Raw genomic sequence first — 22632 nt, forward strand, 5'->3', positions numbered from 1 at the left:
GAACTGGATCTGGACATACAATCACGAGCGCCCGAATATGGCCCTCGGCGGCATTACCCCAAAACAGAAGTTGGCCCTGGTGGCCTGAGGTCTACTTCTGGTGAGTTTTAGGAATGGGGGGATTACCGCAGGTTGCGCCGTGCAGCTGGCAGATTCCGTCACTGATTTCGCGCATGCGCTTCTCAAGCAGCGCCTGGACTTCTGGGGCATAGCTACGAGTATCGCCCTTGATCGTCACGTGAGTCGGAATTGCGTTTCGAATACCGTCGGTGATGAACTCGGTGCAGGAAATGACTGCGGGCACACTCGGATCCAGGGTGCGTGACACGATAGTCTGGAGCGCCAGTACAATTTCAGAAGCGATCACGATGGGATCAATGCCCATATGTGGTCGCGCGGCATGGGTGCCCTTGCCCTTGATGCTGATGACAAAGTTGTCTTCGCTCGCCATGATTCCGCCCGAACGCGTAGCGATCGTACCCGCCGGCAAACCAGGCATGTTGTGCGCCCCAAAAAGAGCATCTACCGGGAAGCGATCAAAGAGACCGTCGGCAATCATGGCTTTGGCGCCCCGGCCATGCTCTTCAGCAGGTTGGAAAATAAAGCGAACGGTACCGTTGAAATCCCGGCTTTCGGTCAAAAGTTTTGCTGCACCCAGGATCATTGTCATGTGACCATCGTGCCCGCAGGCGTGCATCTTGCCCGCCCTAGTCGAGGCATGATCTCTATCAGGAGCGTCTTCGTGGATGTGCAGAGCATCCATGTCAGCACGAAGACCAATCACGCCGGTGCCATCACCTACTGAGAGGCTTGCCACGAGACCGGTGCCACCGATATTCCGATGCACTTCCAGTCCCATCTCCTGCAAAGCTGCAGTGACATAGTCGGATGTCTGCAACTCTTCGAATCCAACCTCAGGATGCTGGTGCAGGTGGTGTCGCCAGGTCACCAATTGCTTGTGCAGTTCATTTTCGTTAATCACGGTGCCTCCTTCAATTCTGAATTACAGAGTGCGACGCCGCTGCCAGTCCTGCTGGCGAGCTAGCACCGACTCGCTTGTTTCCCCGACCAGGGCGCTATAGACGGAGGGGGCGGTGGCTCCCTCAGTGTTGATGATCAGTACCTTCGATTCGCTGTTCAGCCCCACGGTCTTAGCCTCGTGGGGCGCCATGGCCAGCAATTGCAGCGCCGCCAGACCTGCGACACCCGACTCGCCAGCGATTACAGGAATGTCAGTGGGACTGCCGTTGGCCAATAATTGCATCGCGCTAATGGCATGCTCATCGGTAATGGTCTGGAAAAAATCGATGCTGTTTTCCAGAAAACGCCATGCCAAGGGTGAGGTTTCACCACACGCCAGTCCGGCCATGACTGAGTCCACAGAGCCGGTTGCACTTGATGCGCCACCGTTCACCGCACTCTGGAAAAGACAATCAGCTTGCTGCGGTTCCACCATGACGAAAGTTGGCCTTTTATCCTGATAAACCTCCCAAAGATAACTAACGATCCCAGCGGCCATGCCCCCAACCCCGCCCTGTACGAAGACGTGAGTGAAAGGGCACTTGCCAGCCGTTGAGTCTTCGGTCTGTGCAATGATTTCTTCCGCAATGGTTCCATAGCCCTGCATCACATCGCGGGGCACGGTTTCATACCCCTCGTAGGAAGTGTCCGAGACCACGGGCCAACCGTTCTTTTTCGATATCAGAGCCGTGTCTTCAACGGACTCATCGTAGTTGCCATCAATACGGACGATCTGGGCGCCAAAGGCGGCAATGGCCAACTCACGTTCCACGCTCACGTTGGCGTGCAGAACAATGACACACCTGCACCCTACGCTCTGGGCAGCAGCCGCAAGCGCGCGCCCGTGATTTCCATCGGTCGCGCTCACAACGGTGAAATCGTTTAGTTCAGCTTTGAACTGACCGGTGATGAGGCCCTTGGGATCGAAACACTTCTCTGGCATGGTGCGCAAAATTAACCTGACCAGAGCGATCGGAGCACCTAAGGCCTTGAAGCTCGCGAGGGGAGAGCGAGTTGACTCATCCTTCACCATGAACTGGGCAACCCCAAGTTTCTGTGCGATGCCCGGAAGGTTCCACAGCGGAGTGGGCGATTTGCTCAGTTGATTCCAGCCCGACAGCCACTCGCGGGACTCATGAGCAACTTCGACGGACATGATCGCTTTCAAATGTTCTGGGTAGCTTTCCCGAGTAGCACGCGGGTTGCAGAGAATCATGTTGGCTTCCTTAATTTTGAAAACAAGCATCCGTTGGCTTTTACGGAGCCACCGGATGCCAGCGATATTGGGGTGCGAATGAGGCAATGTGTATGGTCAAGCTGTGGCGGTTCTGTACCTGCCCAGGAATTGCCTTACGCGTTCACTGTCGGAGTTCGTGAAGAATTTTTCAGGAGCTGCGCGTTCGATCACCATCCCTTTGTCGATGAACACGACTTCGTTGGAGACGGCACGAGCAAACTCCATTTCATGAGTCACGATGATCATCGTGAACCCGTCTTCGGCGAGTGAGCGCATAACGGCCAGCACTTCCCCGACCAGCTCAGGATCCAATGCAGAAGTAGGCTCGTCGAACAGGATTACTTCCGGATTCATTGCCAGAGCGCGCGCGATTGCCACGCGCTGACGCTGACCTCCAGACAACGACCATGGATAGGCGTCGTGTTTGTGGGATAGCCCGACTTTCTCCAGCAATTGAACTGCGTGGTCATGCGCGTCCTTACGGTCAACCCTCATGACATGAATTGGGGCTTCAGTGACGTTCTGCAGGACAGTCAGATGTGGCCAGAGGTTGAAGCTCTGGAACACCATGGCAGTCCGCGCGCGCATCGCCGCCAGTTCACGATTGGACATGGGTTTTTCGTTGGAGCTTTTCACCCCCATCCGATCGCCGCCAATATAAATTTCGCCGCCGTCGGGGACTTCTAGCCAGTTGATGCAACGCAGCATTGTGGACTTTCCTGATCCGGATGAGCCCAGGACGCTGACAGTCTGTCCCCGTTCAACCTTCAGGTTGATGCCTTTGAGGACTTCAATACCGCCGAAATGTTTGTGGAGGTCACGAACTTCAACAACTGGAATTGACTTATTCATGTACTAAACCTCGTTTCTGTGCTAGGCGGCTCAGGCGACGCAGCAATGTCTCTACGACCAATGTGACCGACCAATACAAGGCAATCACGAAGATGAAAGGCGGGAGAGGGACGAAATATTTGGCCTGCACAGCTGAAGCTGCAGCTGTTAAGTCCATCAACGTGATGATCGAAAGGAATGCTGTGTCTTTGAGCAGACACACCAACTGATTACCGAACAGCGGGCCGGAGCGCATTACCATCTGCGGCAACAGAATTCGCCAGTACATTCTGGAGTTGATGAACCCGTGCGCGTAGGCAGCCTCAGCCTGGCCCGCCGGCAGAGACGTCCTTGCTGCACGCAGAATTTCCGCGAAGTAGGCGCCGTGATAGGTGATCAATGCGAAGAAACCAGCCGACCAGACATCCAATCTCAGACCAAGGTTAGGGAGGCCGTAGTACAGCAGGTACAGGAAGATCAGAAAGGGGAGCATGCGCATGAGGTCTAACCCCCAGCGGATGAGCTTTCTAGGAATGTTCTCAGTACCTTCCAAAAGGAACGCTAGAAAGCACGCCAGGATGAACGCCAGTGCACCGGATACGCAAAACAGAGCCAGCGTATTTTGCAGGCCTTCGCCGAACAGGCCTATGTTGTCCCAGATCATTTTGAAACCGTTCATGGGCGCTCCTACATAGCCAGACGCTTGGCGCGCGAGTCAGCTATTCGCTGGAATCGAACAAGGCCGCCAATAATTAAGATGTACAGCAATCCCGCCGCCAAAATGGGTGGCAGCGGATCGTAAGTCACGGCTGCGATGCGGTTGGTAACCCGTGTCAGATCAACGATGCCGATCATGGCAATCGCGGGACTACTCTTCACAAGAAGAGACATCTCATTAACTAGACCAGGCAGGCTTGTGGTCATCATTTGCGGCAGCATGATTCGACGAAGTGTGAGCCCTGTAGTTATGCCGGCTGCTTTTGCGGCTTCCAGCTGTTCTCTGGAAAAGCTGGTCAGCGCTCCGCGCCAGATTTCGGCGTTGAAAGCCGTGGTATTGAGTGTCATTGCAGCGATCGCAACAACCCGTGGGTCAACTTCCCATCCCATCGACGGAGCGATGACGAAGAGAAAGAGAACCAGCGTCACCATGGGGGTCGCTCGGATCAGGCTGACATAAACAGCAAGAAACTGGCTGACCCCCGGGATTTTTGCCGCACGAAGCATTGCGACTACCAGCCCCAGAGCAACACCCAGAATGATTGATATGCCGGAGATCCAGACTGTCGTCCAGGCGGCGTGAAGCAGAGTGAACCAGTCACTGTCTTCCATCGGTATGTCCTTCAACGTGCTCTTTGACCTAGGCAGCCCTGCTCAGTCAAAGAGAGATTGCGACACAGCGCCCCTGCTCGGGCGTCGTCGCTGAGCAGGGGAGTGTGGTGGCTTTATTGCTCAGTCAGCTTCCTGAACCGCTCCAGGGAAGAGATGGACTCATGTGGCAGATCGTCGAACGATTGCCCCAACCATTTCTTCTGAAGCTCTAACAATTTCCCAGTGTCGCGAAGGTGGTTCACAAACCCGGTGAGGTATTCGAGCAGCTCTTTATTGCCCTTGGCGACCGGCCAGGCGATGAACCCTTTTCCGGAGGTGGCTTCACCAACTGCGAAGACTTTTGGTCGTTCTTTGACGAGCATGTTCGCAGGAACAATCGAGTTCACGACATAGTCGAGGCGTCCATTAGCCAAGTCGGCGTAGGCTTCCGGGTAGGATTGGTACTGAACAATCTTGCCCAGTGATCCGCCCATTGTTTTAAGCTTCGCATCGAGTTGCGTCAGACGTGCCAGTTGTGCACCGCCTGCTTGGACACCCACAGTCAAGCCCGACAGGCTTGAGAGATCCTTGATCCGATCATCGTTTGCACGCTTGATGTAATGCGAGACTTCAGGGGCTACCGGAGCTACGAAGTCAAAAGCGCCAAGTCGCTCCTCCGTCACGCCCGCGCCAGTGATTGCACCGTCGTATTTGCCGGAGGTAATACCCGCCAGAAGTCCTGTCCAAGGCATGATGTCTTGCTTAACTTGAAACTTCGCGTACTTGCGTAGTTCAGCAATGACATCTTTATGAAAGCCGTCCGACTCCCCATCTTTGATAAATTCGAAGGGGTAGTAACTGTCCTCGGTCGCTATATTGAGAACACCTTTGGCCTTGACTTCTTCAAGTGTTGCAGCTTGACTGGCAGAGAACATGCCCATACTTACACTTAGGATAATACTTGCTGCGCCCGCAGCCATGAAGCGACCTGCTAATGAGAGGACAGTATTTTTGGTTGGTGCGTTATGTTTAAGCTTCATTACAGAATTCCCAGTTGAATGGTGGCGGGCAGTACCAAACTTAGAGCTGCTGCGTGTCTTGGGATCGCTTTTTTCATGCTATCTCCATTTTTTATTGTTTTCTGCAGATGGGAATAGCCCGCACCTTATCAGTAGGATGGGGTGAAATAATCCTACGGCGGCTGGCCTGCACGATTGGTCGAAAAAGCCGTGGCGAAATGCATCAATCTTGCGAATTTGGCATTTTGTTGCACGGCGTACAGCGTTCACGTCATAAAAAAGGAGGCGTGACGCAAGGAATCGCCATAGGGGGGGTATTCTGTTGTAATGGCGGCGTCCTTTGAGAGATGAATTCCCAATGAATCTTGACAGCTACGACCGGAAAATCCTTAACCTGCTTCAGATCAATAACCGCATCTCCCAGAGAGAGTTGGCCGAAGAGGTGAACCTCTCACCCTCTGCCGTCAATAGGCGTATTGCCGCTCTAGAGGCAGCAGGCGTCATACAATTCAACGTGAGTATCGTAGACCCCGCGCTCGTAGGTAGGCCGATCACCATCATCGTTGAAGTCAAGCTGGAGAATGAACGGCTCGATCTCCTGGATGAGATAAAGAAACGATTTATTAGTTGTCCGCAAGTCCAGCAAGTTTATTATGTCACCGGCGATTTCGATTTTTTACTTGTGATGAACGTGAGGGATATGGGGGAGTACGAGCAGCTGACTCGGGAGCTGTTTTTCTTTGGTAATATACAGCAGTTTAAAACATTTGTTGCAATGCGGAATATCAAGCGCACATTTGCGGTTCCCATTGAGAGTAAATGATAAACAGACTTCTCTGCGGAATGGTGCAGCGTACTAAAGTCGGAAACAGTGGGGCACGGTTTCGACACCTTAGAATCCTGGCTGGCTAATTGATCTTGGCTTGAGTGCAAATGGCCCTTTCAGGGCCATTTTTGTTTTTAACATTTTACTAGGTCACATCAAGCTTTGATTGTCTTTCATCCTTTGCGTGCGATAAGGATCCCTGTAAGGACAATCAAACCGCCAGCTGCCTGAGTAATGGAGAGGGGTTCGCTCAGAACTATCCAAGCGAGGAGGGCTGCCACAATGGGTTGAATCAATAGTGTCAATGACGAGAACGTCGGGGGCAACCATGCCAATGCGAATGTAATGAGGCCTTGGCCTCCAGTGTGACATATCCAAGCAAGAGCTAGTAATACTCCCCATCCTGACAATGCCAACGGAAGAAACTGTGATTCAAAGATCAATGCAAAAGGTAGAACAGTAAGGGCCGCCGCTAAGGTGCTCCACCACATTACCGTAACTGTGGAAAAACGATCGCGCACGCGTCCTAATACCAGAAAGTAACCTGCGTAGATGAATGAGCCAAAAAGCGCTACGGCATCGCCCACGATGTTTCCGCTCCCGACAGAAGCAGGCCCACCTTTCAGAACGACAACTCCTACAACAGCGAGTATCAGCCCAACTAAAAAAGTCGGGCTGATTGGCGTGCGAAACAGAAGCCAGCCTAGCAATGCGACCGATATGGGCGTCATATTGATTAGCAAGGTGGCGTTCGCTACAGATGTCATATGCAACGAAATGTGCCAGGTTGCTAGCTCGGCACCTAGGAGTACCCCAGGTAAACCTGCCAGCAATTTTTGCCTCCACGTTGAAGCTGTGCCCGTGCCAGCGTCCTCAACTGAGCCACTGCGGAACATCAAGAAGAGCGGCAACAATGCTAGGGTTATGCGCCAAAAGGCGGTTGATACCGCTCCCAGTTCAGATAGCCGCACAAGAACGGGTGAGCAGCCAATTGCAATGCCACCCAGTACGAGAGCGGGAAGTGCGCGAGTTTGGAGCGTCGATGCCAATGCCTTTGTGGTCACAATTTATCCTAATGAGCAATCGGATGTAGATTTGCCTGGGTGCACACGCTATCGGCGCTTTTGAAACAGGCTGATTGAAATGGGCCTCGCGTTTTATCTGGAAAGCTTTTCGCGTGCGGATGTTGTCGCAATAAGTGGCTATAGATTTGAAATGCATTAAAAGCTAGGTAATATGAAAGTATATAGCATTCACGCGAAACAGAATTGCAAGTTCGGCACTGATAGTGGCTGAAAATTTCACGCAGAATTAGGCCGTAGGATGATAACTCGTCACTGGCTGATGTGCTTTGCACAATGTAGTGATCGAATTTTCATCAAGTTATTGAGGCGTCAACGATAGCTAGCGATCCTAGTAACTGACGATGGGAATGAGTTGAAACTCATGTAGAGATACTCGCTATTAAACTCGCTTTAGGCAAGGCGGGACAGTTCAAAACAAGCAAAGTTGTCATTGCGTTTACGCTTCGGCCAGAGTTTGATTTCGAAGTACCATTGCGAAACACCTGGCATTTCGCAAAAAAATGCATTTCAAGGGCGGAAATGTCACTAAGTGTGTGGCCAGTCTGATTCATAATCTTCTAGCCGTTGTGTTGAGGTCATTTTAATAAGTCCTTAAATTTTATGGATGATACCTTTAAGGCTCTCGATTGGGAGATATGGTGTTCGCTGTGCCTCCTTACTTGGTTTCAGCACTCTAGCAGCGCTTAAAGCGACTATGACCGAGCCCCATGAAAAACAAGACACCGTTTCCCCCTTACGATAAGGGATAGGCAAACGGTTATGTTTATGACTAACAGCAACGACAAGAGTGTGGATCTTTCGGGCCAGGAGCGGCGGCGCCGCTGGAGCCCAGAGCAAAAGCTGGCCACGGTTCGCGAGAGCCTTGAGCCGCGCAACTGCAGTCGTTCCGGAAACGGATTCTCCGCGTCGTCCGGGCGAATCAGTGTGCGAATGATCTGGAGTTGCGTATCTGTCAGGCTGCGGTAACGAGTGCGGTCGGGACGAACATTGATGATATGGCTCTCAAAGCGTCGTTCAATGACGTCGGCGACATCTGCAAATACCACCTCGATGTTAGCCAGGGTGGTTGAGTTTTGACGGGCGCGCGGGATGTAACGGGTGACACATCAGGACAGGTATTGCTTCAGCAATCGCAGGTACTGGTCACGAGTACGCGGATCGACATGCGGAAAAGGTGCCGTTGCAGCTGTGCCGATTCGGGCGACCAGATTATCGGCCTGACGGCCGATTTGGAGCCAGATGGCGTAACCATCCAACAAGGCGAGAATCGCCTCAAAGTGACAGGCCAAGATGGCCTCATCGATATCCAGATCTCGGCTGTTGGCATAGGTGTAGAAAGCCTGGATCGCACGCAGGTGCGCTGCGGCGGTGTTGTATGCACGATGCCTGAGCTTGAGCTTGAGCTGGACGTAGATGAATGGGACTAGCTTGGGCAATGGCGCCGCCTGACCATCCTGCACAAGCAGCGGTACCCGCTGACCAGAAGAGTAACGGCACTGAATCAGCTTCATCGGCAGCCACCTCATTCAATGACTCGCCATGAACACGAAGTACATGGCCCGTTGAGAGAGTGGACGCCAGAAGCGGGTTTGTCGAATCAGTGTCTTACGAGCCTCATGAACATTTCTAACATGGCATCTGATTTAACATAATATACATTATGCGCACCCACGGTTTCACCCTTGGGGGTCGTTGCTGGACAGATTTCAAGCTCTGTAAGGTGAACATGATCGACCCACACGTCATGGAATCGCAAAACGCTGGTCATCAACGTCAACGACACCGCTATCAGGGCTTTGGATTTCTTGGGCATCTGAAATTCTCTGGCTATGGCGTGAACGGCGACGAGCCAAAGAATGACGAGATCAGATCCAACCGTGACGTGGTGAAATCAGGGCACTGTTATGTTCGGGTGCATCTGTAGATCGAGCGCTTGAACCTCTCGGTGAAGCCCATCTATGTTGGGAGGAAATTTGACCAGCTTATTTAATGACTCAATAAAATCGTGTAATGGCCCGTAATGCTCCTGGGCGCTAGTGGTCTTTCTGCGGTAATTGATCGACTCACAACCGTCGTGACAGATCAGCCAGGCATGTCTAATTGCATTTGTCATAACATGACGAGCACCGCCTTGACTGTGATCAGAACCTTGAAAAAACTCACTGCGAAGCGATCTAGCCAGAGCTATTTTCTGTACCAATGGATCATCGCTTGAAGCATTTTTGAGTGCTTCATCCTCTTGCCAATACACCTCATCCAGCGGGGTATATCGAGCGTCACGTACCCGGTTGCGTCGACGTAAATCATACTCAGCCAACGCTTTTGCCAAGTACCTAGAGGCAGCTACAAGCTCTCCAGAAGTACAGATTGCACCGGTAATAGCGGCCTTATCCAGCAAAATCTGAAAGACTTTTGGAAAAATAAAAGCGATTACATCACGCATTTCTGCGCTATGGCGTAGCTTCATACGAGCATCACGGGCTCTTTGAGAATTTGGCATGCCTTAAAAGCTCCAGGACACATTCAATTAGTGTCCATTCTATGCAACACCCTACCCCGTCAATATTCGATTTAATTATAACTAAACTAAATAACCATTTAGTTGAGCTAATTCAAGGCGGTCCGCGATCAAGAATATCAAAATCATGCCTACCCTCCTTTCTCAGGGGCATTTAGCGTCAAGGGCATACTAGCGAAAGAAGTACCTTCCACCTTACTAAAAGTGTCAATAGCATCGGTGTTGAAAAAACTACGGTACTTGGGCGATTTTTGCAGAGGCTCCAGAGTAAACAGCGCCTCGACTGCAAAAGAGCATCATGGGGCGCCAATTACGAAGTATTGAGCGACGAGGACAAAGCGTTCGTAGACGAAGAGTTTCGCAAGATGTCTTCAAAAATAGCGGCCCAATTTTGCCGTAGCCTACCGGATAATTTGGAGGCTTGATTGCTCAGCCCCCACCTGATGTACGCCAGCTTACATCGATGACTGCTCATCGCATGAGTATCTGGTTTGGCAGCCTTTAGACGCAAAGCTGTCCTACTAGCTCCACTAGTCCATCAGCACCTGCAAGACAGCGCTCATTCAGGTCTTCGGATTCAAACCAGCGTCACGAATAGCGTCGGCAAAATGCTCTATGTCTTTGCGCATAAGTCCCTGTAGATGCGGTGCAATATCCGAGGTGATTTCGTTATTGATCGCTCGAAGAACTGTGCTGGAACCACTGCTCACAGCAATGACGTCATGGAGCTGCACCAAGTCCATACCCACGGATTTACCCAAGCTGAAGACATCTACTGCGTTCTTCAAATTGGACATGGTCAACGCATTATTCAGAAGTTTCGCCATCTGGCCGGCGCCTGAGGGTCCTAACAAGGCGACTTTCCGGGAGAAAGTCTCGAAGACTGCACGCACTTGGGAAAAAGCTTGCGACTCGCCACCCACCATAGTGGTCAACGTACGAGCCAGCGCGCCAGGTCTTCCTCCGCTTACGGGAGCATCAAGGTACGTGATTCCCCGCTGTTCAAGTTCAGCAGCCAGACGGCGACTTTCTCCCGGCTCGCCGGTGCCATGGTTTACAAGAACCGCGCCGGCCTTAAGCCCATCCCGAAGCCCATTGTCGAGAAGAGTGACGATATCCTTGTCGTCGGTGAGGCAGAGACAGACGACATCGCAGTTCTCGGCAAGCGTCTGAACCGTTTTTTCAACTATGTGAGGTGCCCCTGCCATGGCTTCTAATGATTGGGGGCGACGAGCCCAAATGTGCAGCTCAAATCCAGACTCGGCGATTGCTTGAGCCATCGGACCACCTTGGTCACCGAGCCCGATGAAGCCTACCTTCAGGGTTGTTGTTTTGGACATGACCTCACCCAATCATCCGGGTGGCAACTTCCCACAACCGCTGCGCGTTATCAGGGTCAACAGCGTAAGGTGCAACGCCCGTGTAATCGGCAGGCCGTTGGGTGACTACCAGCGCCTCATTACAGTCCTCGAAGTAACGACCACCAATGCCTTCCAACAGCGCAGACGCCGCAAGTAATACCGATGTCGCTGCACCTTGTTGCACGTTCTTCTGACGTTCAATTGGCGTCTTAAGCCCACCGGTGTGCTTCTGAAGGTTGGTTGCGATTGCCCCAGGGTTCAAGGCGTTAGCGAAAATGCCTCGCTCCGCCCAGCGGCGGGTGATTTCTACGGCGATGAGCGCGCATGCCGACTTGGCCTGGGCATATGACGCGAAAGCATCGTATGTGCGGAAGTCGAAATTGATGTCATCGAAAATCACTGGCCCCAACAGATTAGCGTTTGAACTCAGCGACACAATTCGGGCGCCCTCGGCTCTGATCAGGGCGTCCTGCAACCCAAGCACGAGCGCAAAATGGCCGAGAAAGTTGGTTGCAAACTGCATTTCCCAACCCTGCGATGTCAGCTCCCGTTCAGGAACGGCCATGATCCCTGCGTTATTGACCAGGATATCAAGTGGCTCCGACCAAGATTCAGCAAACGATTTCACAGACGTCAGATCCGCTAGATCGATTGGGCGGATATCAACGGTGCCCCTGCCCCCAGAGCGCAGTTCGGCGGCAACCGATTCCGCAGCCTCCGGACGTCGCACTGCAAGCGTCACGTTTGCGCCGGCATTGACCAATGCGCGCGCTGTCTCAATACCGATACCGGAGGCCCCGCCCGTTACGATTGCCCGTTTACCAGTGAGGTCGACCCCTTCAATGACCTCTTGTGCGGTTGAATGAAACCCGAACGGTGTAGTGATACGCGTCATGAATTATTCCTCGAATGTTTAATGGCCGCTGAGTCGAACTGACTTGCGGGATCACCGGATGACCGGCGGCTGCAGCTGCCTTCAATTCCAAGCGGCAACTGCACCGAGTACCGAACGGATCGTGCTGAGTCTGAACAAATCCCTGAATGCTCGGGATGCCACCATTCCCGTTATGAGGCCCGATCCGCGTAAAGTTGCTGTGGACCAAGATAAGCCTCAGCACTGTCGCAAACAATCAGGCTAATATCGGATGAACTGATGCAGGAATTAGCACAATGCAGAAATCTGGGCTGCTCGAACTTAACGCCGTGGTCGCAGTTTCTACTCATCGCAGCTTTCGTCGTGCGGCCGTGGAATTGGGAATGTCGCCCTCAGCACTCAGTCATGCGATCGCTGCACTGGAGAAACGCCTTGGCGTGAGGTTGTTCCACAGAACCACGCGAAGCGTTTCTCTGTCTGAAGCCGGGGAGCAATTTCTGGTTCGTGTGCAGCCCGCTCTGCGTGATATATCCGCGGCCATGGAGGCGGTAAGCGAATTCCGCGATACACCGGCGGGAACCCTACGCCTGAACACCTCCGAAGGTGCTGCGCAAATGGTGCTGACTCCAGTGGTACTGGAGTACCTAAGGCGTTATCCAGACATGCGGATAGACATCGTTACCGATAGAAGTCTGGTTGACATCGTTGCAGGTGGATTCGACGCCGGCATACGGTTGGCGGAAAGCGTTCCGCAGGACATGATCGCCATTGCGATCACTCCCCCGCTCCGTTTTGCGGTGGTCGCTTCCCCTCAGTACTTCGCGAAATGCAAAAAACCAAAGGTCCCGGCAGACCTCCTCGCACACAACTGCATACGCGTGCGCTTCCCCAGTGGCTCGATCTACAAATGGGAATTCGAGAGGCGCGGTGAAGAGCAATCGGTAGACGTCAGCGGGTCGTTGACGCTCGACAGCCACCACTTGATGTTAGAGGCTGCTTTGCGAGGCGCCGGCATAGCATGGACTAATGATTTCGCCGCTTCTGCGCATATTGCGTCCGGAAGCCTCATCCGCGTACTGGAGGACTGGACTCCTTCGTACCCGGGGCTGCGCCTTTACTATCCTGCGAATCGCCATATGCCAGCGGGACTCCGGGCTTTCGTCAACGTCGTCCGTGAGATTGTGTCGGAGAATTCGATCAGTAAAAAGAAAGGCTGAGCTTTTACGCTGAGGCTGGGTGCCCTTCGGCATCCGCCTGCCTTCGCATTACAGTGCCAGGAGTTTTTTAGCGAAGGTCATTCGGCCTACGCTTTATATCTAGCAAACCTTGGTCCACCGTCAAAAAAGGCCCCTCAGGGTGTTGCCGCTGACCGAAAACTGACCCAAGTGTTCAACTGTTTCTGCTCACTTTTTGAGCAGGAGAGCACAGGGTGATCAGCATGGAAATGTTGGGGGAAATCGGGCGGATGTACTTCCGCGACAAGCTCTCGCTGCATCAGATAGCCAAGCGTACCGGGCTGTCGAGAAACACCATTCGAAAATGGGTCAGAGCGCCCGAAGTCACTCAACCAGCGTACCAACGGTGCGCAACCTTCAACAAACTCAGTCCATTCCACGAGACCCTGGAGCAAGCGCTCAAGGCCGATTCGTTCCGGCCAAAACATAACCGCAGGGTAATCGTCCGGCGAACACACCTTCCTGATCCCAGCGGTCTGGATTTTCACACACGGGCTTGACGTCCGGATAGGTGACTTGGCACGGGGTATCCAGATCCTTCAACCCCACAATATCGGATGCCGAGCGAAGCTTGTTACTGAAGGCCAGGTGGTCAAAGTAACTGATACTAACTTGATGGGCTTTAGCCAGTGTTGTCAGCACGGCTGGCAGTTTTTGTTCGAGTATCTGCTGGTATTCTGTTGCACTCTTGACTTGATTGCCCTGCACCACAGCTGGCACATGACTCAAGTCCGTAGTCCCCACGACCATCAGGTGCTTCGCGCCTGCTGCAATCAGCGCCTCGGTGGCCTTCTGTATGTTCGCCACGCTGTTCTGGCTTAGCACGTCGATCGACTCTGGGCCCGAGAAGTCGGCCCATTCAAAAAAGTCGTTGGCTGAGATGAAAATGAAATAGAGCGCATTCGGATCCGCTTTGTGTGTTTTAGCGGCTTTCAGATGATCGGCGATTTGGCCGAAAACTCCGGTGTCGCGAGATGGCTCCATCCAGGCATAGTATGAACGAGGTTATTACGTTCGCCCAACACCCCAGCGTGGTTAGGAGGTTCGTTGGCGCATGGCATTCGCTTGTTCGTAAGCGTATAGCCAACACACGTTCACATGACCGACGGTGTGTGGTTCAGCTCGTCGACTGCATCCAGTATTTGCCGTACCCGATCTGTAACGGACATGTCCCCATCAAGCTTTAAGACAGCGCAAGTAAGCACAGACAGCCATTCCTGATGCCTGGCCAAGCTCCGTCCGGGGACACCTCCCTCATCATACTGAGCTGCCCAAGCCAGAAACTCCGGCTTTGCTTGACCGAAGCGTTTTATCTCTCGACGTTTTAGTCTCTCTAACCTGAGTTCAACAGGAAGATAAAGGAACACCACAAGATCAAATCCATTTTCAAGCGGTTGACCCCAGCCCATTACTGATCCGGCAACCACGGCACGGCCATGAGAGCGCATTTGTTGTAGCAAGCGCTCTCCTCGCTGCGTTTTGTCTGCCAGATGCTGATATGGCGGGTTACTCTGCAACCACAAAAAATCATCTGCTTCCAGGTGAGTTGCGCTCAGTTCCTTTGCTAAAGCATCCGCTAAGGTCGTGGTGCCAGTACCTGCCGCGCCTGTGATCAAGATGTAACGTGTCGTCTCTTTTGTCATTTCGCTGTCAGTCACTCTAAAACGAGTTTGCCATCTCCGATAAATTAACAGTGCCCCACTGATGCGGCAGCAGTTGATCAATCTCACTGGCACGCTGTGTTGGCAGTCGCGTCAGCACATCTTTGAGATAGGCATATGGATCATGCCCATTCATACGCGCCGACTGGATCAAACTCATGATTGCCGCTGCTCGTTTGCCGCTGCGCAGTGAACCGGCGAACAACCAGTTGGAGCGGCCAAGTGCCCACGGCCGTATTTGGTTTTCTACTGGATTATTATCTATGGGTACAGCACCGTCTTCGATATATCGAGCCAGTGCGCCCCAGCGCGCATGGAAATCCTGAGGTTAAGGGCGATCGCGTCCGCTTAAAAATACGCCGACACCATCGTCCTTAATGCTGGAGTTCGGAAGGTGACTTCCCCTGCCGCTTACACCGCAGGAGCGCCAAAGCACTTTTTGAGCAGATCAAGGCCGAGGGTTATGACGGCGATTACAGCCAGCTCACGGCGTTTGTCCGCTCTTGGCGGGGCGAGCAAGGCAAGTCTTTAAGCGCTTTTGTACCGCTGACTTTTGCTCTCGGTGAGGCCTTTCAATTTGACTGGAGCGAAGAAGGTCTGCTGATCGGTGGCCTGCTTCGACGTATCCAGGTCTCCCGCATGAAGCTGTGCGCCAGTCGCGCATTCTGTCTACTGATACGCCTGAGGGCGATGCGTTTTATCTGCACGGTGGTTTCATACGAACAGATATTCCTCATGCTACCCATGTCATGCCGCTAGGCAACAGCTTTTGCAGGCAGCCATCATATTGCTGACAAGGTGTATCTGCCAGACGCTTACTGCCAAGGGAGCAGCATAATGTTTTGCTCATCAATCGGACGGTGAACACCCTCACTGTTGCACTCATTGTAAGATTAAACTAGCAGCGCCGCAGGCAGCTCTATGTTATGTAGCACGGAGCCTAAATTACGTTAGACCTATCATACATAACCGAACCACCGTTAGTTCTTTCGGTTCTTGGACCGCTCTAAACAGCCACTCTAACATGGCCGCTAAAGGCCTACTTGTTACGTTGGACGCCGTCGCATGAAGCAGTCAATGAAGGTTGATCAGTTCCAAATTTCGTTTCTCACGCCAGCGTATTTATTTAGTCTCGAAATGCTTGATGGGCGCCCCCAACGTTCCTAATCTAACTAAGCTTCTCGCGGACCATAAGTTTTTATCCCGGATGTACCTAAATGTGGAGTAGTCATCATGGCTGAATCTGAGACCCGTCCCCCGCTACCCCCGTTTGATCGTGAGTCAGCGACTCTCAAAGTTCGTCTGGCTGAAGATGGATGGAACAGCCGAGACGCTGAGAAAGTTGCATTGGCCTATACCACCGACACCAAATGGCGCAATCGTGTCGATTTTGCGGTCAATCGGGCGGAGGCTCAGGCGTTCCTTACGCGAAAATGGCGTAAGGAGTTGGAATATCGACTCATCAAGGAGTTATGGGCGTTCACCGAAAATCGTATTGCTGTCCGCTACGCCTATGAGTGGCGCGACGATTCCGGGAATTGGTATCGCTCGTACGGAAACGAAAACTGGGAATTCGCAGAGAACGGTCTAATGGCGAACCGTTTTGCGTGCATCAACGACATGCCCATCAAAGAGGCAGAACGCAAGTTTCGGTGGCCGCTGGGCCGTCGTCCGGACGATCATCCAAGCCTTTCCGACCTGGGTCTTTGAGGAGGGCAAAGGCTGCGCTAACTGACGAAGAAATAAAAGCGCCGTTAGATGGCAAGTTGATTAGCACGCTAAATAGAACTGCATGGCTATTACTGCCATGCTAGCCAATCGGAGGCAGCATGAAACTATTTTATGCAGTCACTCTAACAATTGGAATTTTCCTGTTCCAACTCTCTCACGCAAGCGCAGACGAAGTCCTCTCGCAAGCTGAGGACACTACAGCAGGGGCAGCATTTGGTGCAGGTACTGGCGTCCTAATCGGCGGAGCCGCTGGCGGCCCGTTAGGCGCAATAATCGGAGCTGCGCTAGGAATTTTCGGTGGCCGGGAAGTGCAAAAAGCTGCAGGTCTAGAGGAGCGCGCCTACGCAGTCCGAAGCAACACCGGTGAAGAACGAGTGGTGCGCTCGCCGCGCAAAGAGTTTGCCATCGGTCAAGAAGTGGAAGTCAAAGGAAACCGAATGCATGCCCCCTCCCCCCAATAAATGCAGTTGTTGCCACTGAGCCCGCCGCCCGCGGGCTCTTTTCTCTCGCCATCCTGAGCGCTAAATTGAGAGAACAGCCCCTCATTTCCATCTGTGCTCAAGCGCGTGAGCCAGCGGGCTAGGCATTTCGCGCAGGAAATCGAAAAAAGGTCGAACAGCAACTGTTTGATGACTATTTGTAAGGGGTTTTTCAGCCCAAATCACGCCGTATCGGGAGAGGAGTCGAATCATCTCGCTACGTTGATAGGTGCCTCGCACAACTAACGCGGCGATTTCTCGGAAAGCTCGTTCAACTGCGCCAGGCCATAGCACTGCACCCACGACACTCGGAGTTGATCCGACTTGATGGATGCGGTGCGCAATTCCCGGTTCAAGTTGTATGGCATCGCCCTCGTGCAGCAATGCAATCCGTTGTCGACCGCTACGGATATCCAACTCCCCTCTTAGCGCCACTACGAGCTTGGTTTCGTGACTATGCATCAACGGCAGGTTGTGAGCATGCAAGGGCAAGTCGAAGCGCATAGCCGTTCCTGCTCCACCGACGCTTGCCTCATCCACATCAATCCAAACCAAGTAACCGCCTGGAATCAGCAGTATCGCTTCCGAGTTTTCAACGTTCATGAGCACTCTCGATTCAAACCTATAGGCAGAGCTTATGCGAAGCATTGTTTATCGGTCTTGGACGCTATCGAGCAAACGGCAGAACATGGCTTCACACCAAGCAGCACTCATCAAGCAACACTAACCCAAGCATTCAGATAGGAGAAACACCATGCAACAGTCTCACGCTTACAACGACACCAGCCTAGAACTGACCGCTAAAATTCTGGACGCCAAAGCCCGCAAAAACCTGTCTTTCGAAGACATGGCAGAAGGCACTGGCCTCGGTCTGGCCTACGTGACCGCTGCCCTGCTCGGCCAGCACCCACTTCCAGAAACTGCCGCGAAAGTGATCGGTAAAAAACTGGACCTGGACGCCGACTCGGTAGCGCGCCTGCAAATCATCCCGCTGCGTGGCAGCCTTTCCGGTGTCCCTACGGATCCTACCATCTACCGCTTCTACGAAATGATCCAAATCTACGGCACCACTTTGAAAGCCTTGGTTCACGAACAGTTCGGCGACGGCATCATCAGCGCGATTAACTTTAAGCTCGATATGAAAAAAGTTGAAGATCCTGAAGGCGGCCACCGCGCAGTGATCACCCTCGACGGGAAGTTCCTGCCACTGCGTCCTTTCTAAGAAGGCGACTGGAAATGTAATTCGGCCCGCACTCGTAGCGGGCCTGCTTCAACACATTTACCCACTTCACCGACTCACCAAATCTAAATGGAGGATTCGTCATGAAAAAATTTCTGTTTCTCGCCCTGTCCCTGACAGCTTCGTTGTCAGCCTATGCACAGGAAGCTTCGGTTGCGCCAAAAGCTACTCCGTATGTCTATGGCATGCACTTGGATATTGCCAAGGTCATCAACATTACTGAAGCAGCAGACGTCTGCGGTCCAGTGCCAGTGCAAATGACCTACAAAGATTCGCACAGTGACACTCGTATCCTTGAATACAGCGTGATAGGTCGCGGCTGTACCAACTGAATGTTCCCCAACTTAACTACCTGCTAAAGGCCAATCCCATGAAAGCGCTCATTGAAGGTTTTTTGAAGTTTCAGAAAGAAGCATTTCCACAAAGGACGGACCTATTCAAACACCTGGCCACCACGCAGCATCCAGGCACGTTGTTCATCACGTGTTCCGATAGCCGCGTAGTACCAGAACTGTTGACGCAACAAGAGCCTGGTGAACTGTTCGTGATCCGGAACGCGGGCAATATCGTGCCGTCGTACAGCCCCCATCCAGGCGGTGTGTCCGCGACGGTCGAATACGCCGTGGCGGTGCTCGGGGTGACCGATATCGTGATCTGCGGCCATTCGGATTGCGGTGCAATGACGGCTGTTGCCAAGTGCAAATGCATGGACCATCTCCCTGCTGTCGCCGGGTGGTTGCAACATGCTGAATCCGCGAAGGTCATCAACGAGTCTCGCCATCACATCGATGACGCGGCAAAAGTAATCTCGATGGTTCGAGAAAACGTGATTGCCCAACTGGCCAATATCCAGACTCACCCAAGCGTGCGCATTGCTCAGGAAAAAGGCTTGTTGAATTTGCATGGATGGGTTTACGACATCGAAACCGGATCGGTTGACGCCCTTGACTCTGATAATCGCAGCTTCAAATCGTTGGCACAGCACCCTGATACCTGCGCTGTACACGTTCGTGTAGAAAAAGCCGCAGCCTAAATTGTCTAAACGAGGAGGACTCTTCATGCCTGAAATCATTATGTACACAACCAGCACCTGCCCTTACTGCCGTGGTGCTAAGCAGCTGCTTAACTCTAAAGGTATTTCTTATACCGAAATCGACGTGCAGTCAGGTGATCAGAAGGTCGAAATGATAAACCGCAGCGGCCGTCGCACGGTTCCGCAAATTTTCATCGGCGACTGGCATGTGGGTGGATTTGATGACCTCGCTCAACTCGACCGTGAAGGCGGTTTGGCTCAAGCGCTCAACCCGCGTCTCGCGGGATGAGCGATAGAGAAGGCATTCATGTTACAGATCCAAAACCAGGGGGGCGTCGCCCTCCTTGCTTTGCGCTGGCACTGCGCAGCAAATCAAGACCTCTCCCTGAGCCGGCATTTCAGCGGGCAAGTTCAAATAGTGCACCTCCCCACTGATCAGCTTTGTACGACAAGTCCCACACGACCCGCCGCGGCAACTGAAGTCCGGATTCAGACCACGACTTTCAGCCAGCTCCAACAAGCTGCCGTTTCCTGGCTCCCAACGCGCCTCTTTCGCAGACGTCGCGAACAGTACTTTAACCGGGTTACCGGCTGGCGGAACTTGCTCTACCGCCGGGGTCAACTGATCACGTAACCTAACCAGAGTGGAAGGCCCAAAGGTTTCAGCGTGAATGCGATCATCGCCGATGCGTAGTTCACGTAGCCCATCGTATAGAGCCTGGGTGAACGCGCCGGGGCCGCACAAGTAAAAGTCATAATCATCCAGCGGCAACAGCGCCTTGAGTAAAGCGACATCCACGCGTCCAGCCAATTCGAAGTCTTCGCCCTCGCGAGCGTGCTGCTCCGGCTGACTCAGAAGTCGCAATGCACGAATCTTGTCTTTCGCACGTGTTGCCAGCTCAAACAGCTCGTCCCGAAATGCCAGCTCCGCCAGATTACGTGCGCTCTGAATAAACCAGGTCGGCCGAGTGCGACGAATTCGCTCTCCTTCGTAGATCACTTCACGTAGCATCGACAGCAGCGGCGTAACCCCGACACCAGCGGCCAATAGAACCAATGGCCGATGCTCATCCGTTCTCACTGTAAATCGTCCCTGGGGGGCACGGGCTTCGATCAGGTCCCCCACCCGAATCTGGTCGTGCAAGTGCGACGAAATCAACCCATCGCGCTTGACGCTGATACGGAAGAAGTTGTCAGAAGGTGCGCTCGAAACACTGTAAGTTCTGACAAGGTGAGGCTGCCCTTCAACCAGGCTAAACCGTACCGGTAAATGCTGGCCCGCCTCGAAACGCGGCAACCCCGCGCCATCGTCAGGTTCCAGATAAAAAGAGCTAATGGTGCTGCTCTCTTCGACGATTCGGGTGACGCGCAGATGCCGCCATTGGTCGCGCAGGGCATCGGCCTGTAAACGACCTTCAGCTTTTTCCCAGCTGCCGGTCATCATACTGTTCGGCGAAAAACTCTCGAATACCCAGCGCAGCGACAACACGGCTCGCCTTAGGACGACATGCTCCACCGTCAAGGTCCAGAGTCTTTCGGCCCCTTGGAATGCAGCGATCTGCGGCCCCTCAAGAATAAGCTCCGTGCGCCCGGCCACTTGGAGCACATCACCTGACGAGAAATCGACAAAAACTAAACCGGCTTTAGGGGTGAGCAACAGGTTGCCCAATGTATTGAAATGCAGATTGCCGGCGAAATCGGGGATCGTCAGCACGTTGCCTTCGACCCTGACAAAACCTGGATTACCGCCGCGGTGCGAAACGTCAACCGAGCGTCTGGATGGGTCTCCTTCGAGGTCGACGTAGCTGGCGAGGAAGAACGTGTCGGCCTGGCGAATCATCTCTGTAGCCGCCTCATCCAATTCGTGCAGGCGTTTTGCTGCAACATTGGATGAAGAGCGCCCAACGCTCACGGGCTCGACACTTCGCAATTGGATGTACTGAGGACAGTTGCCGAAAGCGTGCACGACAGAAACGGCAACACCGTCAGAGGAGACGGTGTTGATATTGCCGTTCATTCGATTGCGCCTTCGGGTTTTCAAGTCGATGCCAAGTAGCCCGACTGCGGCGCCCATTCCCAAAGCGGGCTTGACTGGATCGCCGTCAGCGGGGAGGCGGTCGAGTTGCAAGCTACGTGGGTCGGGTGAGTGAACAAACCCTGGAGGGCCCTCGATCAACGTCGCCCATGGGATGCCATTTTGGTCGACCGCACCCACCACTAGATAAGGCAGTTGGCTGTAGAACGAACGATGCTGATCCGGCATGTAGTCGCGAACAACCTTTCGCCCGAAGTGCTCCATCTGCTGCGCCACGCCGACACTTTCTTGCAACTGTCGCTCACCAGCGTGCCAGGGTGAAGACCCTTGCTCATCGGATTTATCCATGATCACCTCTACATATTCGTAAACAGGTGCAATTCACTCGCCGCACAGCGTCCACTGATGGCTTCACCGGCGAGGTGCTCACTACGCACCCACTGATACCATCAATACAACGTCTTGCAGGCCGGAGCGCTACACGTATCTGCGAGACACAACGGCGTCCCGCACGCCTTTACTTCATTTACTTCAGTCGCAGCGACGGTCCTTACGACAACCTGTAGAGCTTTTTCCTGTCTTCATCGGTTTGTCCTGATGGACGAATCTCCTCTCCTTTAGCGTAGGTCCGGATCACCGCTGGCCGCGCAGTGATTTTCGCTAGCCATGCGGCAATGTGCGGATAGATTTCCAATTTCGTTCCTTGCTTCTCGTGTTGCAGCAACCATGGGTAAATTGCCATGTCAGCGATCGAATATTCACCCGCAATGAACGGGTGATGGCTCAACTGCGGCTCCATCAATCTATAAAGTCGCTCGGTCTCCTTACTGAATCGCTCTACAGCAAGCGGCACATGCTCGGACGCGTAGTTTAAGAAAAACACTGCTTGCCCCAGTATCGGGCCGAGACTGGCAGCCTGCCAGAATAACCACTGTAGAACCGACGCCGCCCCTTTCGAGTCTTTCGGAAAAAACTGACCTCGACGTTTAGCCAAGCACAGTAAAATTGCGCCCGATTCAAAAATCTTATCGGCTGCCGAGTCAACCGCATTTAGCTCCCATTTCCCACCGGAGAAATAGTCGTTCTGAATATCAACGACGATGAGTGCTGTGTCATTCATACAACTACCTTAAGAAAGT

At 53.1% G+C, this 22632-nt stretch carries 23 protein-coding genes and 4 pseudogenes; 10 read left to right on the plus strand and 17 right to left on the minus strand.

What is annotated here, in order from left to right; all coding sequences use genetic code 11:
• Nucleotides 1-91 precede the first annotated feature (91 nt).
• The 6 genes from L9059_RS08705 to L9059_RS08730 form a co-directional block, all read right to left on the minus strand.
• Entirely contained in the window at nt 92-982 is an 891-nt protein-coding gene (locus L9059_RS08705) for an amidohydrolase (protein WP_247290050.1), read from the minus strand.
• Between the two features lie 21 nt (nt 983-1003).
• Nucleotides 1004-2236, minus strand: a complete 1233-nt coding sequence (locus L9059_RS08710) for a diaminopropionate ammonia-lyase (RefSeq protein ID WP_247290549.1) — start codon at nt 2234-2236, stop codon at nt 1004-1006.
• Nucleotides 2237-2332: 96 nt separating this feature from the next.
• A complete protein-coding gene (locus tag L9059_RS08715) occupies nt 2333-3109 on the minus strand; it encodes an amino acid ABC transporter ATP-binding protein (RefSeq protein ID WP_247290052.1) in 777 nt (258 codons plus the stop codon).
• A complete protein-coding gene (locus tag L9059_RS08720) occupies nt 3102-3767 on the minus strand; it encodes an amino acid ABC transporter permease (protein ID WP_247290054.1) in 666 nt (221 codons plus the stop codon). Before L9059_RS08720 ends, L9059_RS08715 begins: the two co-directional genes overlap by 8 nt.
• 8 nt (nt 3768-3775) lie before the next feature.
• Nucleotides 3776-4417 carry an amino acid ABC transporter permease gene (locus L9059_RS08725; RefSeq protein ID WP_247290057.1) on the minus strand — a complete coding sequence of 214 codons (642 nt, stop codon included), beginning with the start codon at nt 4415-4417 and terminating at the stop codon, nt 3776-3778.
• A gap of 113 nt (nt 4418-4530) precedes the next feature.
• Nucleotides 4531-5436: a transporter substrate-binding domain-containing protein gene (locus L9059_RS08730; RefSeq protein ID WP_247290059.1), complete on the minus strand. Its 906-nt coding sequence runs from the start codon at nt 5434-5436 to the stop codon at nt 4531-4533.
• Between the two features lie 337 nt (nt 5437-5773).
• On the opposite strand from L9059_RS08730, the gene L9059_RS08735 reads away from it, so the two are divergent.
• Complete coding sequence (locus L9059_RS08735) at nt 5774-6238, plus strand: Lrp/AsnC family transcriptional regulator (RefSeq protein WP_247290061.1); 465 nt, start codon at nt 5774-5776, stop codon at nt 6236-6238.
• 176 nt (nt 6239-6414) lie between these two features.
• On the opposite strand, the gene L9059_RS08740 is transcribed toward L9059_RS08735, so the two are convergent.
• The 5 genes from L9059_RS08740 to L9059_RS08765 form a co-directional block, all read right to left on the minus strand.
• Entirely contained in the window at nt 6415-7305 is an 891-nt protein-coding gene (locus L9059_RS08740) for a DMT family transporter (RefSeq protein ID WP_345894288.1), read from the minus strand.
• 1127 nt (nt 7306-8432) lie between these two features.
• Nucleotides 8433-8837, minus strand: a complete 405-nt coding sequence (locus tag L9059_RS08750; RefSeq protein WP_247290063.1) for a hypothetical protein — start codon at nt 8835-8837, stop codon at nt 8433-8435.
• Nucleotides 8838-9217: 380 nt separating this feature from the next.
• A complete protein-coding gene (locus tag L9059_RS08755; protein ID WP_247290065.1) occupies nt 9218-9826 on the minus strand; it encodes a hypothetical protein in 609 nt (202 codons plus the stop codon).
• A 581-nt stretch (nt 9827-10407) separates the two neighbouring features.
• On the minus strand, nt 10408-11184 hold the full coding sequence (locus tag L9059_RS08760) for an NAD(P)-dependent oxidoreductase (RefSeq protein WP_247290066.1): 777 nt from the start codon (nt 11182-11184) through the stop codon (nt 10408-10410).
• Nucleotides 11185-11188: 4 nt separating this feature from the next.
• Nucleotides 11189-12100, minus strand: coding sequence for an SDR family NAD(P)-dependent oxidoreductase (locus tag L9059_RS08765; protein WP_247290069.1), 912 nt, complete (start codon nt 12098-12100; stop codon nt 11189-11191).
• A 275-nt stretch (nt 12101-12375) separates the two neighbouring features.
• Here L9059_RS08765 and L9059_RS08770 point away from each other — a divergent pair, with 275 nt between their 5' ends.
• Nucleotides 12376-13296: a LysR family transcriptional regulator gene (locus tag L9059_RS08770; RefSeq protein WP_247290071.1), complete on the plus strand. Its 921-nt coding sequence runs from the start codon at nt 12376-12378 to the stop codon at nt 13294-13296.
• A gap of 221 nt (nt 13297-13517) precedes the next feature.
• Nucleotides 13518-13751 (plus strand): annotated as a pseudogene (locus L9059_RS08775) (helix-turn-helix domain-containing protein); the annotation flags it as partial.
• Here L9059_RS08775 and L9059_RS08780 read toward each other — a convergent pair.
• From L9059_RS08780 to L9059_RS08790, 3 genes and pseudogenes are all read right to left on the minus strand, one after another.
• Nucleotides 13714-14313 (minus strand): annotated as a pseudogene (locus L9059_RS08780) (SGNH/GDSL hydrolase family protein); the annotation flags it as partial. The pseudogenes L9059_RS08775 and L9059_RS08780 sit on opposite strands and share 38 nt — an antisense overlap.
• A gap of 95 nt (nt 14314-14408) precedes the next feature.
• The gene (locus L9059_RS08785; protein ID WP_247290072.1) at nt 14409-14972 is read right to left on the minus strand and encodes an AAA family ATPase; all 564 of its coding nucleotides are present in this window, start codon (nt 14970-14972) and stop codon (nt 14409-14411) included.
• Between the two features lies 1 nt (nt 14973).
• Nucleotides 14974-15285, minus strand: a pseudogene (locus tag L9059_RS08790) (transposase domain-containing protein); the annotation flags it as partial.
• Between the two features lie 104 nt (nt 15286-15389).
• Here L9059_RS08790 and L9059_RS08795 point away from each other — a divergent pair.
• The 3 genes and pseudogenes from L9059_RS08795 to L9059_RS08805 all read left to right on the plus strand — a co-directional run.
• Nucleotides 15390-15650, plus strand: a pseudogene (locus L9059_RS08795) (IS21 family transposase); the annotation flags it as partial.
• Nucleotides 15651-16208: 558 nt separating this feature from the next.
• Nucleotides 16209-16685 (plus strand): nuclear transport factor 2 family protein, encoded by a 477-nt coding sequence (locus L9059_RS08800; RefSeq protein WP_247290074.1) that lies wholly within the window; start codon nt 16209-16211, stop codon nt 16683-16685.
• Nucleotides 16686-16804: 119 nt separating this feature from the next.
• Entirely contained in the window at nt 16805-17167 is a 363-nt protein-coding gene (locus L9059_RS08805; RefSeq protein WP_247290076.1) for a hypothetical protein, read from the plus strand.
• 81 nt (nt 17168-17248) lie between these two features.
• Here L9059_RS08805 and L9059_RS08810 read toward each other — a convergent pair whose 3' ends face one another.
• Nucleotides 17249-17788, minus strand: a complete 540-nt coding sequence (locus L9059_RS08810; RefSeq protein ID WP_247290077.1) for a cupin domain-containing protein — start codon at nt 17786-17788, stop codon at nt 17249-17251.
• Between the two features lie 151 nt (nt 17789-17939).
• Between L9059_RS08810 and cynS the strand changes: the two genes are divergently transcribed.
• From cynS to grxC, 4 genes are all read left to right on the plus strand, one after another.
• Nucleotides 17940-18407, plus strand: a complete 468-nt coding sequence (cynS, locus tag L9059_RS08815) for a cyanase (RefSeq protein ID WP_045061152.1) — start codon at nt 17940-17942, stop codon at nt 18405-18407.
• A 101-nt stretch (nt 18408-18508) separates the two neighbouring features.
• Nucleotides 18509-18757 carry a DUF2790 domain-containing protein gene (locus L9059_RS08820; RefSeq protein ID WP_247290079.1) on the plus strand — a complete coding sequence of 83 codons (249 nt, stop codon included), beginning with the start codon at nt 18509-18511 and terminating at the stop codon, nt 18755-18757.
• Nucleotides 18758-18795: 38 nt separating this feature from the next.
• Nucleotides 18796-19458: a carbonic anhydrase gene (locus L9059_RS08825; RefSeq protein WP_247290082.1), complete on the plus strand. Its 663-nt coding sequence runs from the start codon at nt 18796-18798 to the stop codon at nt 19456-19458.
• A 25-nt stretch (nt 19459-19483) separates the two neighbouring features.
• On the plus strand, nt 19484-19747 hold the full coding sequence (grxC, locus tag L9059_RS08830) for a glutaredoxin 3 (protein ID WP_247290083.1): 264 nt from the start codon (nt 19484-19486) through the stop codon (nt 19745-19747).
• Nucleotides 19748-19768: 21 nt separating this feature from the next.
• On the opposite strand, the gene L9059_RS08835 is transcribed toward grxC, so the two are convergent.
• Both L9059_RS08835 and L9059_RS08840 read right to left on the minus strand, forming a co-directional pair.
• On the minus strand, nt 19769-21841 hold the full coding sequence (locus L9059_RS08835) for a 2Fe-2S iron-sulfur cluster-binding protein (protein WP_247290085.1): 2073 nt from the start codon (nt 21839-21841) through the stop codon (nt 19769-19771).
• A 202-nt stretch (nt 21842-22043) separates the two neighbouring features.
• Nucleotides 22044-22613, minus strand: coding sequence for a glutathione binding-like protein (locus L9059_RS08840; protein ID WP_247290087.1), 570 nt, complete (start codon nt 22611-22613; stop codon nt 22044-22046).
• Nucleotides 22614-22632 lie beyond the last annotated feature (19 nt).

This window comes from Pseudomonas violetae, assembly GCF_023072615.1.
GTDB classification, from domain to species: Bacteria; Pseudomonadota; Gammaproteobacteria; order Pseudomonadales; family Pseudomonadaceae; genus Aquipseudomonas; species Aquipseudomonas violetae.